Annotated in this window: 12 protein-coding genes; 6 read left to right on the forward strand and 6 right to left on the reverse strand. The window is 61.6% G+C overall.

Going from position 1 to position 13,806, the window contains the following annotated elements:
* Positions 1-193: 193 nt before the first annotated feature.
* Together acnA and ACQ66J_RS06140 are read left to right on the forward strand one after the other, a co-directional pair.
* On the forward strand, positions 194-2,872 hold the full coding sequence (gene acnA, locus ACQ66J_RS06135; protein WP_430430909.1) for an aconitate hydratase AcnA: 2,679 nt from the start codon (positions 194-196) through the stop codon (positions 2,870-2,872).
* Positions 2,873-3,014: 142 nt separating this feature from the next.
* The gene (locus ACQ66J_RS06140; RefSeq protein WP_430430910.1) at positions 3,015-3,452 is read left to right on the forward strand and encodes a hypothetical protein; all 438 of its coding nucleotides are present in this window, start codon (positions 3,015-3,017) and stop codon (positions 3,450-3,452) included.
* A 12-nt stretch (positions 3,453-3,464) separates the two neighbouring features.
* On the opposite strand, the gene ACQ66J_RS06145 is transcribed toward ACQ66J_RS06140, so the two are convergent.
* From ACQ66J_RS06145 to ACQ66J_RS06155, 3 genes are all read right to left on the reverse strand, one after another.
* Positions 3,465-4,637: a hypothetical protein gene (locus tag ACQ66J_RS06145; RefSeq protein WP_430430911.1), complete on the reverse strand. Its 1,173-nt coding sequence runs from the start codon at positions 4,635-4,637 to the stop codon at positions 3,465-3,467.
* 85 nt (positions 4,638-4,722) lie between these two features.
* Positions 4,723-6,465, reverse strand: coding sequence for a DUF885 domain-containing protein (locus ACQ66J_RS06150; RefSeq protein ID WP_430430912.1), 1,743 nt, complete (start codon positions 6,463-6,465; stop codon positions 4,723-4,725).
* A 51-nt stretch (positions 6,466-6,516) separates the two neighbouring features.
* On the reverse strand, positions 6,517-7,377 hold the full coding sequence (locus tag ACQ66J_RS06155; protein WP_430430913.1) for an SDR family oxidoreductase: 861 nt from the start codon (positions 7,375-7,377) through the stop codon (positions 6,517-6,519).
* A 191-nt stretch (positions 7,378-7,568) separates the two neighbouring features.
* Between ACQ66J_RS06155 and sdhC the strand changes: the two genes are divergently transcribed.
* Genes sdhC through ACQ66J_RS06175 form a run of 4 tightly spaced genes read left to right on the forward strand, consistent with a single transcriptional unit; the run spans position 7,569 to position 10,984 of the window.
* Positions 7,569-7,973 (forward strand): succinate dehydrogenase, cytochrome b556 subunit, encoded by a 405-nt coding sequence (gene sdhC, locus ACQ66J_RS06160; RefSeq protein ID WP_430430914.1) that lies wholly within the window; start codon positions 7,569-7,571, stop codon positions 7,971-7,973.
* Positions 7,973-8,350, forward strand: coding sequence for a succinate dehydrogenase, hydrophobic membrane anchor protein (gene sdhD / locus ACQ66J_RS06165; protein ID WP_430430915.1), 378 nt, complete (start codon positions 7,973-7,975; stop codon positions 8,348-8,350). The genes sdhC and sdhD overlap by 1 nt, the downstream gene beginning before the upstream one ends.
* 15 nt (positions 8,351-8,365) lie before the next feature.
* Positions 8,366-10,153 (forward strand): succinate dehydrogenase flavoprotein subunit, encoded by a 1,788-nt coding sequence (gene sdhA, locus ACQ66J_RS06170; RefSeq protein ID WP_430430916.1) that lies wholly within the window; start codon positions 8,366-8,368, stop codon positions 10,151-10,153.
* A gap of 45 nt (positions 10,154-10,198) precedes the next feature.
* The gene (locus ACQ66J_RS06175) at positions 10,199-10,984 is read left to right on the forward strand and encodes a succinate dehydrogenase iron-sulfur subunit (RefSeq protein WP_375547967.1); all 786 of its coding nucleotides are present in this window, start codon (positions 10,199-10,201) and stop codon (positions 10,982-10,984) included.
* Positions 10,985-11,044: 60 nt separating this feature from the next.
* Here ACQ66J_RS06175 and ACQ66J_RS06180 read toward each other — a convergent pair whose 3' ends face one another.
* Genes ACQ66J_RS06180 through ACQ66J_RS06190 form a run of 3 tightly spaced genes read right to left on the reverse strand, consistent with a single transcriptional unit; the run spans position 11,045 to position 13,796 of the window.
* Positions 11,045-11,782, reverse strand: a complete 738-nt coding sequence (locus ACQ66J_RS06180; protein ID WP_430430917.1) for a GDYXXLXY domain-containing protein — start codon at positions 11,780-11,782, stop codon at positions 11,045-11,047.
* Entirely contained in the window at positions 11,779-12,903 is a 1,125-nt protein-coding gene (locus ACQ66J_RS06185) for a DUF2157 domain-containing protein (protein ID WP_430430918.1), read from the reverse strand. Before ACQ66J_RS06185 ends, ACQ66J_RS06180 begins: the two co-directional genes overlap by 4 nt.
* Before the next feature lie 56 nt (positions 12,904-12,959).
* The gene (locus tag ACQ66J_RS06190; protein ID WP_430430919.1) at positions 12,960-13,796 is read right to left on the reverse strand and encodes a 1-acyl-sn-glycerol-3-phosphate acyltransferase; all 837 of its coding nucleotides are present in this window, start codon (positions 13,794-13,796) and stop codon (positions 12,960-12,962) included.
* Positions 13,797-13,806: the final 10 nt, after the last annotated feature.

A 13,806-nucleotide genomic window follows, 5' to 3' on the forward strand; every position in this document is an offset into this window, starting at 1 on the left:
GGTTCAGCTGAGAATGCGTTGCGTTAAAGGAGATTGACGCATCTCCGACATTCGCCCGCATTGCAGCGCAGCGCAGACAGTATTAAAACCCGCGCGAAACCCTTTCCGTCGTGTGATCGCGCATGACACTCCGCCCGGCCCGCTCGCACCCTCTCTAAGCAGCAGCGGCCCGGCCCGACAACGAGGACCAAACATGGCTTCATTGGACAGCTTCAAGTGCCGTCGCGAAATGACGGTCGCAGGCAAGACCTACACCTATTTCGATCTGAAAGAGGCCGAGAAGAACGGCCTCGACGGCGCCTCCAAGCTGCCCTACACGCTGAAGGTCCTCCTGGAAAACCTTCTGCGATTTGAAGACGGTCGCACCGTCACCAAGGAAGACATCGAAGCCGTCGCGGCCTGGACCAAGACCGGCAAATCCAGCCATGAGATCGCCTATCGTCCGGCGCGCGTGCTGATGCAGGACTTCACCGGCGTTCCGGCTGTCGTGGACCTCGCCGCCATGCGCGACGCCACCACCTCTCTGGGCGGCGACCCGAAATCGGTGAACCCGCTGGTTCCGGTGGACCTGGTGATCGACCACTCGGTCATGGTGGATTATTTTGGCCATGACGACAGCTTTGAGAAAAACGTCTCGCGCGAATATGAGCGTAATGGCGAGCGCTATGAGTTCCTGAAATGGGGCTCCAGCGCGTTTGACAATTTCCGCGTCGTCCCGCCGGGCACCGGCATCTGCCACCAGGTGAACCTGGAAAACCTGGCCCAGACGGTCTGGACCAAGGATGAAGACGGCGTCACCTACGCCTATCCCGACACGCTTGTCGGCACCGACAGCCACACCACCATGGTCAACGGCCTGGCCGTTCTGGGCTGGGGCGTGGGCGGCATCGAGGCCGAAGCCGCCATGCTGGGTCAGCCGATCTCCATGCTGATCCCTGAAGTCGTGGGCTTCAAGCTGACGGGCAAGCTGCCCGAAGGCGCGACCGCCACCGACCTGGTGCTGACCGTGGTGGAAATGCTCCGCAAAAAAGGCGTGGTCGGCAAGTTCGTGGAATTCTTCGGCGCGGGCATCGACACCCTGTCGCTGGAAGACGCCGCGACCATCGCCAACATGGCGCCCGAATACGGCGCCACCTGCGGCTTCTTCCCGGTCGACAACGAAGCGCTGGACTATCTGCGCGCCACCGGCCGCGATGAAGACCGCGTGCAGCTGGTCGAGCAATATTCCAAGGCCCAGGGCATGTTCCGCCCCGAGCGCAAGGACGATCCGGTCTATACCGACACGCTGGAACTGGACCTCGCCACCGTCGTGCCGTCGCTGGCCGGCCCGAAACGTCCGCAGGATCGTGTGGCGCTCGACGTCGCGGCTGACGCCTTCGCCAATGTCCTCAAAGACGAGTTCAAGAAGGCTGATGAAGCCGCCAAGCGCGTCAATGTCGAAGGCGAAGACTTCTCCATCGGTCATGGCGATGTGGTGATCGCGGCGATCACCTCGTGCACCAACACGTCCAACCCGTCCGTGATGCTGGGCGCCGGTCTGGTGGCGCGCAACGCTCTCAAAAAGGGCCTGAAGGTGAAGCCGTGGGTGAAAACCTCGCTGGCGCCGGGCTCTCAGGTGGTCACCGACTATCTGGAGAAAGCCAACCTCCAGGACGATCTTGACGCGCTGGGCTTCAACCTGGTGGGCTATGGCTGCACCACCTGCATCGGCAATTCCGGACCGCTGCCGGCGCCGATCTCCAAAGCCATCAAGGACGGCGACCTGGTCGCCACCTCCGTGCTGTCGGGCAACCGCAACTTTGAAGGCCGGGTGAGCCCGGACGTGCGCGCTAACTATCTGGCCAGCCCGCCGCTGGTGGTCGCCTACGCCATCGCCGGCACCATGAACATCAATGTGGCGACCGATCCTCTGGGCGAAGACGCTGACGGCAATCCAGTCTACCTCAAGGACATCTGGCCGACCTCCGCAGAAATCGCCGACGTGGTGCGCTCTGCCGTGACGCCGGACATGTTCGCCAAGCGCTATGCCGACGTCTTCAAGGGCGACGCCATGTGGCAGGGCATCGAGACGTCTGGCGGCCTGACCTATGACTGGCCGGACTCCACCTATGTGGCCAACCCGCCCTTCTTCACCGGCATGACCACCGAAGTGACGCCCCCGAAAGACATCGACGGCGCCCGCATTCTGGGCCTGTTCGGCGACTCGATCACCACCGACCACATTTCTCCGGCCGGTTCGATCAAGGCCGACAGCCCGGCCGGTCTCTACCTTCAGGACAAAGGCGTCGAACCGCGCGAGTTCAACTCCTATGGCGCGCGGCGCGGCAATCACGATGTGATGATGCGCGGCACCTTCGCCAATATCCGCATCAAGAACCAGATGGTTCCGGGCGTGGAAGGCGGCGTCACCACGCTGCAGCCCTCCGGCGAAGAAATGCCGATCTATGACGCGGCCATGAAGTACGCCGAAGCGGACACCCCGCTGGTGGTCTTTGGCGGCAAGGAATACGGCACAGGTTCGTCGCGCGACTGGGCGGCCAAAGGCACCCGACTTCTGGGCGTCAAAGCCGTGATCTGCGAGAGCTTCGAGCGCATCCACCGCTCAAACCTCGTCGGCATGGGCGTGGTTCCGCTGCAGTTCCAGAACGGCGAAAGCTGGGACACTCTGGGCCTGACCGGCAAGGAAACCGTCTCGCTGAAAGGCATTGAAGGCATCAAGCCGCGCAGCACTGTGACCCTCGAGATCACGTTTGAGGACGGGTCGAAGAAAACCACCGAGCTTCTGGCTCGCATCGATACCGAAAACGAGCTCGATTACGTCAACAATGGCGGCATCCTGCACTACGTCCTGCGCCAGCGCGCCATGGCGTAAGCGATCACGCATCGCTGAAACGACAAACCCCGGCGGATCGCTCCGCCGGGGTTTTTGTTGGCGCCGCCATACAAATCCCACAGTCTCAGGTTATAATACTATACGCGTTCAATTGAGCGGATTCCTAGCAGACGAGACGTCCATGCCTTTTTCGACGCGTATAGATCATCCCCAAAGCCTGGTCGTCTTTCACAACACAGGGCAGCTTTTGCGAGAAGATCTCGACAGCGTGCTGACACTGTTCCGGGACCCGCAATTCCCTGCCAGCTATGATCTGGTGACCCTGTTTGACGCGGATGTCAGCGCGGACATTGATCATAAAGCGCTCGTGGATCACGCCATTGAGCGTCAGCGCACGCTGCAGGAGCGTACGCCAGAACAAGCGATAAAGTCCGCCTTTGTGGACGTCCCCGCCGGGCTCAAACCCATGCTTGAGCTCTGGCCGCTGTTCTTCCCTGATTCACAAGGCGATCTGTCCATTCGCTTCTTTGACGCGATGGACGACGCGCTGGCTTGGTTGGATCGCGGTCCGGTCGATTTTGACGCTCTGCCTCAGTTTCCAAGCTCGCCGACCGAGTGAAGGTTGCGCCGATCAGACCGGCGTCAGGGTCAGCACCAGAGCGTTTTCAGATTCTACCGAAAAAGACGCCGCCACGCTGGCGGGGAAGGCCTTGAGCTGAGCGATGGCTTTGAGCTCATCAGGCAAGGTATTGCCCGAAACGGTCACCACCAGCGGCAGCTTGACGGCATGGGCCGGTGGTTCCGCCCGGGCGCCCGGCCCCTTTATGATGAACGCGCCGCCGGTCACTGAGCCGCCCTGCTCCACGACCAGTGTCGGCCCCTCGCCCTGACAATCGGCCAGCGTCACCGAAATCAGGCCATCTGTCTGGTCAAATTGCGTACATTTCAGCGCGCCATGCCCGCCCAGTTCAATGACCCCGCCCTCATTGGAAAGCGTGTCGACGCGCACCTCCTGACCGGCTCCGCCGCCTGGCGTCGCGCCGCAACCTTGAAAGACCCCGCCTGACTTCAAGGTCACCGCCGAGGCGTTCACCGCCACCATCCGCGCGATCTTCGAGGGGTTTTCAGGTTCCAGCAAAATCGGCGTCGCTGACAATAGGGTGGAGCTGGTGTCCACCGCTTCGATCAAACAATCGTCGCTGAGGCTTAGTCCGTCCACTGTCAGGGTGGAGTTCGGGTTCAGGCCCACGATCGTGCCTTGGTCGGCGATGACAGTCTGATTGATGGCGCAGGGCTGTTGACCTGTCTGAGTAACGATCAATCCCCCATTAGACAGTGTCAGCGGGTGCGTTGCGTTCAGCACGCCGCCGACCCCGACCGCGCCCTTGGAGACGGCCTCCAATTGCCCGGTGACGGTGAAACTTTCCCCACTGGGCACGCTCAGAACCCCGCCCTGGACCAGCAGGGCGTCATGGATTTGCCCGCCCTCAAGGCCCGTCAGTTGCCCTTGAAAAATCTGGGTGAAGCCGGTGCCTTCGATGGTCAGGCCGAGAGTGACGTTGACGCCTTCCCCGACCACCTCGACAGCACTATAGCCCTTGGCGTCGATGCGCGCGCCCGTGCTGGAGTAGAGTTTCGCTGACCGCGTAAATGACGGCGCGGACGCCGTCAGCGCAAAGGACTCCACCACATTGATGGCCGACCCCTCGCCCCGGTTCACGGTCTTGATCGCAGAGACATACTCAGACGCGTCCGTCACCTCGATGACAGAGGCCTTCAAGGGATGGGTTTTGGGATGATGCATGAACGCCTCCAGATCTGAAATGAACTGGAAGCGTAAGGGGCGCTCCGCCCGATGACCCGAGCGACAACGCCCCCCTTAATGCCGACTACGCCCCCTGCTCAGCGATCCAGGTGCGCATCTTGTCTTCGAGATAGCCCAAAGGCACGCCGCCTTCATCGAGGATACGGTCGTGGAAGGCGGCGAGGTCGAAGGCTTCGCCCAGCTCCGCCTCGGCGTCCGAGCGCAGCTCACGGATCAGCAATTCGCCGGTCTTGTAGGCCAAAGCCTGACCAGGCCAGCTGATATAGCGGCTGACTTCATTGGTGATGTTGAGCGGGGCGAGGGCCGAGTTTTCAAGGAAGCACGCCTCGGCCTCATCCCGGCTCCAGCCATACCAGTGAAGACCGGTGTCGGCGACGAGCCGGCAGGCGCGCCACATCTCATAGGTCAGGCGACCGAAATGCTCATAAGGCGTTTCATACATGCCCATATCGACGCCCAGAAACTCGGTGTAGAGCCCCCAGCCTTCACCGAACGCGGTGATATAGCCCTGTTTTCGAAACTCGGGCACGTTTTCAAGTTCTTGTGCAATGGCGATCTGATGGTGATGGCCCGGCACCGCCTCATGCACGGTCAATGCCGGCATTTCATAAAGCGGACGTTGATCAAGCCGGTAGGTGTTGACCATATAGCCGCCCGCCTGACCGCTCTCCGCATCGCCGGGCCAGTACCGGCCGGTGGTGTAATTGGGCGCGATGGCCGCCGGCACCGGCCGCACGCCATAGCTGAGCCGCGGCAGATGATGGAAAAAGGCCGGCATGGCGTCATCGGCCTTTTTGGACAGATAAGACGCCACCATCATCAGCTCACGCTCGGACTGGGCGTAAAACTGCGGATCCGTGCGCAGGAAGACGAGGAAGTCGGCGAAGTCGCCCTCAAAGCCGGTCTCGGCGATCACGGCGTCCATCTCGGCGCGAATGCGGGCCACTTCGGCCTGACCGCGGGCGTGCACCTCTTCAGGCGTCAGATCGAGGGTGGTGTGCTGCTGTACGAGCGCCCGATAAAGGTCTTCACCGCCTGGAAGATCGCGCGCGCCCAGGCTGTCGCGAGCGGCAGGCATGTAGGTTTCGGTGAAGAAGGCATGGAGCTCACGAAGCGCCGGCAGCGCCTCAGTCTCAACCGCCTGAACAGCCTCCGCCATCAGACGCTCTCGCTCTGCGTCCGGGATCGTCTCAGGCAGATTGCGGATCGGGGTCAGAAGCTCACTCTCGCCAACAGGCGTGATCTGGGCCTCGATCTGGTCCGCGACGCCTTGCAGGATGGCGCGCGGCTGGGTGAAGCCGGTCTCGATCCCGCGCTCCAGCCAGGCTTGCTGCTCGCCAAGATACTCAGGCAAGGCGTGAAGCTTGGCGATCCAGGCCTCCGCCTCCTCCACGGAACGCACACGCGTGGTCAGCGCGGCAAAGCTGGCATTGGTGTGAAACCCGCTATCATTGGTGAAGGGGATCATCGCGGTGGTCACCCAAGGAACCGCGACCGCACTCTCCAGCTCATAGGAGAGCACGGCGTAATTGGCCTGCTCCTCTGCAGGCAGATCCGCAGGATCAATGGCGTCGATCCGGTCATCGAACCCGGCCATGCCCGCGTCCCAGGCTTCAATCGCCTCAACACTCATATCCGGCCAGGAGGCCGCAGCCTCCAGATCGCCCTGTCGCGCCCGGGCGCCCAGATCACGCTCGGCGGTGAACGCCTCATAGTCCGCGATCAGCTCTCGGAAGTCTTCTGTCGGCGTGGCGAAGGCAGGCGCGGACAAAGCCAACGCTGCGATAGACGCAAATACAAGGCGCATAAGTGAAACCTCTCCCCGAAACATTTCAGGGAGAGTGTCGCTCCTTGGCGTTCAGTTCAAGCGCTTCAGGCCCAATTGCGAGGTGATCATCTTATCCACCATGCGTCGGGGCATCAGCTTGAGCATCAAGCCTTGCAGAGGCGTCGGGGTCACAACCGTGTTGAGCTTGGGCTTTTTATCGGTCAGCGCCGCATGGATCGCCTGGGCCACCCGCTCGGGCGGCAGGCCGTTTTCAGCGCTGTTGAGCGTGAACTTCAAAAGCCGGTGGATGGCCTTGATGAAATCGGTCTGGCCATATTGTTCAGGATCAAGCTCCTGCGCCTTGTCCCAGATCGGCGTCTTGATAGGGCCTGGATTGATCGCCACCACGTCGATCCCGTACAGCATCATCTCCCGGCGCAGGCCTTCGGTGAAGGCTTCCAGCGCAAACTTCGAACAGGCATAGGGCGTCAGGATAGGCATGGCGTGAAACCCCGCCACCGAGGAAATATTGACGATCCGGCCCGGCTCGCCGGTGAAACCCTTCTCGGCGCCCATAAGCGGCGCGAAAGCCTGGGTCACGCGCAATTGCCCGGTGACGTTCACATCCAGCTGACGCGTCATTTCCTCAGGCGGCAGATGCAAAAGCGGGCCGGCGACGGCGATCCCGGCATTGTTGACGAGACCGGAGAGCGGCTGACCTTTCAAATCTTGCCGCACTTGCTCAGCGGCTGATTGTATCGTGACTGCATCTGTGACGTCGCAGATCACCGGATGCACGCGGTCGCCCAGTTCCGCGCTCAGACGCGCAGAATCCTCAGGCTTGCGCACGCCGGCATAAACCCGCCAGCCTTTGTCTGACAGGAACTTAGCGCTTGAATAACCGATGCCGGTGGAGGCGCCTGTAATCAGGACGCTGCGATTTTCAGACATGCTCTCTCCCCAATCGCCGGGTCTGCAAGGCAAGTCCAGTTCCCGCCCAGGGCGCGCAACTAAGAACCGTTTGCAAACACAGCAGCATTCCACACTTTGGTGTGCGTTGACGTTAACCCGGTGCGGATTATTGTCACGCCCAAGTTCCGAGCTGACGGGGCTAATGCTTTAAATTAGTGGGGGCCCTTTTCATGGCCAATCAATCCGTCGATCCACGACCCTTATCGCCGCATCTTCAAGTCTGGCGCTGGCACGCCACCATGGCGTCCTCGATTTTTCACCGCGCCAGCGGCTCCATCAACTATATCGGCGCCATTCTCGTCACCGTCTGGCTGGTGCTTCTGGCCGCCGGCCCTGACGCCTACGCCGTGTTTGAAAACCTGATGACCGGCCCTGTGGGGCTTTTAGTCAAGCTGGCGCTCTTCGGCTTCACGCTGTCGCTGGTCTACCATCTGTTTAACGGCGTTCGTCACCTGGTCTGGGATTTGGGCAAGGGTTTCGACCCCAAAGGCTCCAATCAGCGCTCGATGATGATCATAATCGCCGCCATCGTGGTGACGGTGGGCATCTGGTTCCTGGCTGGAGGGATTGTCTGATGAGCGATTTTCGCACTCCGCTCGCCCGCGCCCGCGGCCTCGGCTCCGCCAAGTCCGGTGTCGGCCATTTCATCGCGCAACGCGTCTCCGCGCTGGCGCTGGTGGTTTTGATCCCGCTGTTCGTCTGGTCCATCGCCAGCCTGCCCAGCGCTGATTATGAAACCGCCCGCGCCTGGATCGGCGCACCTCTCGGCGCCATCCTGACGCTTCTGACCCTGACTGCGACATTCTATCACATGCGCCTGGGTCTCCAGACGCTGATCGAGGACTACATCCATAAACCGGTGACCAAGGCCTTTTTGCTGAGCGCGAACACGCTGATCGCAGCGGGCCTGTGGATCGCCGCCCTTTACGCCGTGCTGGCGATCGCAAGTTAAGAAGGACGATAATCAATGTCCGCATATGAATGGATCGATCATACCTTTGACGTCGTCGTGGTCGGCGCGGGCGGGTCTGGCCTGCGCGCGGCGCTCGGCGCGGCGCAGGAAGGCCTGAAGACCGCCTGCATCTCAAAGGTGTTCCCCACCCGCTCGCACACGGTTGCGGCCCAAGGCGGCATCTCCGCCTCGCTGGGCAATATGGGCGAGGACGACTGGCGCTGGCACATGTATGACACTGTCAAAGGGTCAGACTGGCTGGGCGATCAGGACTCCATTGAATATCTGTGCCGCCATGCGCCGAAAGCCGTGTACGAGCTTGAGCACTGGGGCGTGCCCTTCTCGCGCACCGAAGACGGCAAGATCTATCAGCGCGCCTTTGGCGGCATGACCAAGAATTTCGGCGAAGGTCCGGTGCAGCGCACCTGCGCCGCCGCCGACCGCACCGGTCACGCCATCCTGCACACGCTGTATGGTCAGTCCCTGCGCCATGCGACCGAGTTCTTCATCGAGTATTTCGTGCTCGACCTGATTATGGATGCTGACGGCGCCTGCGTCGGCGTCACCGCCTGGAAACTCGACGACGGCACGCTGCACCGCTTCCGCGCCCAGAAGACCATTTTGGCGACCGGCGGCTATGGCCGGGCCTATTTCTCCGCCACCTCCGCGCACACTTGCACGGGCGACGGCAACGCCATGGTCCTGCGCGCAGGCCTGCCGCTGCAAGACATGGAGTTCGTCCAGTTCCACCCCACCGGCATTTACGGCGCGGGCTGCCTGATCACCGAAGGCGCACGCGGCGAGGGCGGCTATCTGACCAACTCCAAGGGCGAGCGCTTCATGGAGCGCTATGCGCCCAGCGCCAAGGATCTCGCCAGCCGTGACGTGGTTTCGCGCTCCATGACCATGGAGATCCGCGAAGGCCGCGGCGTGGGCGAGCATGGCGACCATATTCACCTGCACCTCGATCACCTGGACCCCGCCATTCTGGCCCAGCGCCTGCCGGGCATTTCAGAAAGCGCGAAAATCTTCGCAGGCGTGGACGTGACCAAGGAGCCGATCCCGGTGATCCCGACCGTCCACTACAATATGGGCGGCATCCCGACCAATTATCACGGCGAAGTGCTGACCAAGGTCGGCGGCGATCCCGACCATGTGGTCAAGGGCCTGATGGCGGTGGGTGAAGCGGCGTGCGTGTCCGTGCACGGCGCCAACCGTCTGGGCTCGAACTCGCTCATCGACCTGGTGGTGTTCGGCCGGGCCGCGGGCATCCGTTGCGGCGAAACGGTAGAGGCCGGCGCCAGCCAGCCTGAACTGTCCGCCAACGCCGGCGCTGACACCCTGTCGCGCTTTGACAAGATGCGTCACGCCGATGGCGGCACCAAGACCGCGAGTCTGCGCCTCGACATGCAGCGCGCCATGCAGGAAAACTGCGCGGTGTTCCGCACCCAGGACATCCTGGATGAGGGCGTCAAGCGCATCGCCGACGTCTATCAAGGCGCGAACGATATCCGAATCAATGACCGCTCCATGATCTGGAACACCGATCTCGTTGAAGCGCTGGAGTTTGAAAACCTCATCGCCCAGGCGTCCGTCACGGTGAACTCCGCGGCGGCGCGGCCCGAAAGCCGCGGCGCTCATGCGCGCGAGGACTTCCCGGATCGCGATGACGAGAACTGGATGAAGCACACCCTGGCCTGGATCAATGAAGACGGTTCGGTCAAACTTGATGACCGTCCGGTTCACGAGCACACCCTGTCCAACGACATCGCCTATATCGAGCCCAAGGCGCGGGTCTATTAAGACCCCGCCAACGCTCACAGGCTTCAAGAAAGCGGGAACGACCCCATGGTCCAACTGACGCTGCCGAAAAATTCTCAGGTGAAAAAGGGCAAGGTGTGGCCGAAGCCCGAAAACGCCGACCCTAAAGATCTGCGCGCCTTCAAGGTGTATCGCTACGATCCCGAGACCGGTGAAAATCCGTCCTGGGACACGTACTATGTCGACACGGCGAAGTGCGGCCCGATGGTGCTGGATGCGTTGTTCTTCATCAAGAACGAGATCGACACCACTTTGGCCTTCCGCCGGTCCTGCCGCGAGGGCATTTGCGGCTCTTGCGCCATGAATATCGGCGGGCGCAACACCATCGCCTGCACCAACGGCATCGACGAGCACAAGGGCGCGATCACCATCGCCCCGCTGCCGCACCAGCCGGTGGTCCGCGACCTGATCCCGGATCTGACCCAGTTCTACGCCCAGCTTGAATCCATCAATCCTTACCTCAAGACCGATACGCCGGAGCCTGAGAAGGAATGGAAGCAAAGCCAGGAAGACCGTGAAGAGCTTGATGGACTGTACGAGTGCATTCTGTGCGCCTCGTGCTCGACCTCCTGCCCGTCCTACTGGTGGAATTCAGACAAGTATCTCGGGCCAGCCGCGCTGTTGCAGGCCTATCGCTGGATCGCGGACAGCCGCGATGAAGCGACCGGTGAACGCCTTGATGATCTTGAAGATCCGTTCAAGCTCTATCGCTGCCACACCATCATGAACTGCACCAATGTCTGCCCGAAAGGCCTCAATCCGGCCAAGGCGATCGGCAAGATCAAAGAATTGATGGTCGAGCGTCAGGCCTGACGCCGACGCCATCGCTGACGATCAAACGCCCCGGTCTCAGGATCGGGGCGTTTTTTGCATCTACGCGTCGCGCTCTAGCGTCAGTCGGGGGCCGGTCAGCGTGTCATAGAGGCGCTGTCCATTCAGATAGAGCCCCTTGATCACGGCGTCGCCGGTATCGGAGACAGACAGGATCACGCCATACTCCGGAATGTCCGACGTGGGTTCATCAGCGAGGTCAAAATCCTCGCACCGCCAGGACTCCTCGAACTCGGCCGGCGCATTGCGTTGCAAATCCCGGCAGGTTTCCCACTGCTCGCGCCTGCGCAGCATTGCGATCGCCGTTTGAAAATCGGTTTGAAGCGCAATCGCCGTCTCAGAATCGGCGAAATACTGAGACGGCAGGTCAAAACGAATCCAGAGCGCGTCATCGTCCTCATCGCGAACGACATACCCCTCAATCAGTTCTGCCTCGAGAATGGGCGCGCCCGTCGCAGCGGCGTCTTCGCGCGCTGCAAACACCTCGCCGGGCGTATAGAAAGCGCCGGACTGAATCAGCGGAACATACACAGTGTCGCCCACCGCGAGGTCTGGGTCATCGGACAGGGCGACCTGAACATCACGCGGCCCAAACTCGCGATAGTTCAAAATGGCGTAATGGCCAAAGAACACGTCGCGCGGATCCACCGGATTGGTCTGCAAGATCACTTCACGCCCTGACGATCGGGCCGTTTCATGATTGAGGGTCATCCAGCCCAGACCCGACAGGATCACAGCCAGACCGATCGCGGCGCGCGCCAGAAAAGAGATCTTGATCATGAGGCGTGCTCCCGGGCTTTCACGAGCATGCGGTTGGTGACCAGCAACAAGGCGGTCAGCGCGCCGCCAAACACGATCAGGGTGACGCCGGCCGTGACCAGGTTCGTGGAATAGGTGAAAATAATGATCGCGGCGCCGATGAAGCCGAACACGCCGGCGCCGCGCATCCAGCGCCGTCCGGGCGCCGCGCCATAGGCGGTCAGCCCCGAAAAGATCGCCAGACTCAATGCCGCGATAACCATCATATAATCACTGCTTAGGACCCGTTCTGTCGCTAGCCCGATCAGCAAGAACCCCATGGCGGCCCAAGCGGACCAACCCGCGAAACTCCTCAGGGCGAAAACCGTTGTGGAGCGCGCGCAGAGTTCTGCAACAAGGGCGAGTCCCGCCCATAGAGCCGCCAAGGCATAGGTCACGCGGATGTCGTCTTCTCCTCTGATCTCATCCAGAAACAGCTCAACGACATTCCAGCTCACCCAGACGATCACCGTCAGGAAGATGATATTGAGCAGACCCAGGGACCGCCAGTTCCACCCCATGACGCCCAACCCAAACAGGACAGGAATCACCCAGATCGGTTCTGGCAGGCGGGTGAGCTCGCCGACTTCACCAAAGTGAAACAAGCTCCACAGCAAGGCCAAAAGCGCTGTCCCGGCGCCGGCCAGGGGCGCGCGCAGCATGAGTGTGATCAACAAACCAATCACGGTCCACAAGCTCAGGAATGCTGAACTGGTGGAGCTGGCGTGATAGAGCTGGCCGATGACGACCACCCCGCCGCCCGCCAGCAAAACGGCGATGGCCGCGATGATATTGGACGCCAGGGGCAAGGCGCGGTCGCGCAAATAGCCGGCTGACAGTATGGCGGCGCTGATCAAAAGGCCCGCCATCCCAAGCCGCACCACGCCGGTCAGCGCAGACCAGTTCGCCGCGATGATCGTGATGACGCCAAGACCAATGACCAGTCCGGCCAGACTGGCCAATATGGGGGAAGAGCTGGGCGACGCCGATTGCGCCCGGGCATGGTCACCGAGCGCCTTGGCGGTCGTCTCATCAATGAGACCGTCCCCGACCCAAAGATCAAGGTCCGCCATCAAACGCTTGAGATAGCTATCGTCACGCATAACCGTCCCCCTCCTGGCGAGAGCTTAGACCAATCAGGTCAAAAGAGAACGGGGTTTCAGGCCTGCCGCGCGAGACCCTGGCTGCACAGCCGTAAGCTCTCGCTCGCCACCTGTTCGTCACCGGCCAGAGCCAGCGGATCCAGGGGCGCACCGAATTTGAGTCGGTAATGGGCGCCCTTCTTGGCCAGAAGCTCGTGAAACACGGTCATGTGGCGCAGTTCTTCATGGATCAGCCCCAGACCGTAAAACCACAGCGACATGCGCTGTTTGACGCCCAGTGAGATTATCGGCGCCTTGAATTTGCGCGCCAGGCTGACGGCGGTGGGCTGCCAGCTATCATCGCGCAGCGACAGGGTGCGCCAGTCCCACACCGACATACGCCCGGCCGGAAACACCACCACGCAGCGCCCCTGCTGAAAGGCGGTGATGGCGCGTTTCAGGGTGTCGCGGGTTTTCTCACGATTGCGGTAGCCAGGCCGCCATTCCACCGGGATCACCACATCCGACAGCCCTTCGCACACCCGGATCGCATCGCGATTGGCGAAAAACACCATGTCAGGGCGGCGTGCCTTCAGCGCTTGCCACACGGCGATCCCGTCAGAGATGCCGCCGGGATGGTTGGCGGTGATGACGCAAGGACCGGTTTCAGGGACGTAGTCGAGCCCGTCCACACTGGCGCTCATGCTGAGGAAATCCTGCGCCCAGTCCATCGCCTCTTCGCCGGGTTTTGCGACCAGAGCGTCGGCGATCGAGCGCGCCTTTTCATATCCCAGCAAGGGATAGAAGACGCGTTTGATCCACGGCCAGAGCATGGAATTGGCGGACAGGCGCACCGCCCGCTCTTCAATCAGCTGGTCCACCACATGGGCGGGTGTCTGCTCGACTCCTGTCATGACGGCATTG

Origin of the sequence: Oceanicaulis sp., from assembly GCF_965284345.1 — a bacterium.
Lineage (GTDB): Bacteria > Pseudomonadota > Alphaproteobacteria > Caulobacterales > Maricaulaceae > Oceanicaulis > Oceanicaulis alexandrii_A.

What these genes read in the sequence shown, in the direction of transcription:
- acnA (WP_430430909.1), top strand. Translation starts at nt 194, where the DNA reads ATGGCTTCATTGGACAGCTTCAAGTGCCGTCGCGAAATGACGGTCGCA.
- ACQ66J_RS06175 (WP_375547967.1), top strand. Translation starts at nt 10,199, where the DNA reads ATGGTCCAACTGACGCTGCCGAAAAATTCTCAGGTGAAAAAGGGCAAG.
- ACQ66J_RS06190 (WP_430430919.1), bottom strand. Translation starts at nt 13,796, where the DNA reads ATGACAGGAGTCGAGCAGACACCCGCCCATGTGGTGGACCAGCTGATT.
- ACQ66J_RS06150 (WP_430430912.1), bottom strand. Translation starts at nt 6,465, where the DNA reads ATGCGCCTTGTATTTGCGTCTATCGCAGCGTTGGCTTTGTCCGCGCCT.
- ACQ66J_RS06145 (WP_430430911.1), bottom strand. Translation starts at nt 4,637, where the DNA reads ATGCATCATCCCAAAACCCATCCCTTGAAGGCCTCTGTCATCGAGGTG.
- sdhA (WP_430430916.1), top strand. Translation starts at nt 8,366, where the DNA reads ATGTCCGCATATGAATGGATCGATCATACCTTTGACGTCGTCGTGGTC.
- ACQ66J_RS06185 (WP_430430918.1), bottom strand. Translation starts at nt 12,903, where the DNA reads ATGCGTGACGATAGCTATCTCAAGCGTTTGATGGCGGACCTTGATCTT.
- sdhC (WP_430430914.1), top strand. Translation starts at nt 7,569, where the DNA reads ATGGCCAATCAATCCGTCGATCCACGACCCTTATCGCCGCATCTTCAA.
- ACQ66J_RS06180 (WP_430430917.1), bottom strand. Translation starts at nt 11,782, where the DNA reads ATGATCAAGATCTCTTTTCTGGCGCGCGCCGCGATCGGTCTGGCTGTG.
- ACQ66J_RS06155 (WP_430430913.1), bottom strand. Translation starts at nt 7,377, where the DNA reads ATGTCTGAAAATCGCAGCGTCCTGATTACAGGCGCCTCCACCGGCATC.
- sdhD (WP_430430915.1), top strand. Translation starts at nt 7,973, where the DNA reads ATGAGCGATTTTCGCACTCCGCTCGCCCGCGCCCGCGGCCTCGGCTCC.
- ACQ66J_RS06140 (WP_430430910.1), top strand. Translation starts at nt 3,015, where the DNA reads ATGCCTTTTTCGACGCGTATAGATCATCCCCAAAGCCTGGTCGTCTTT.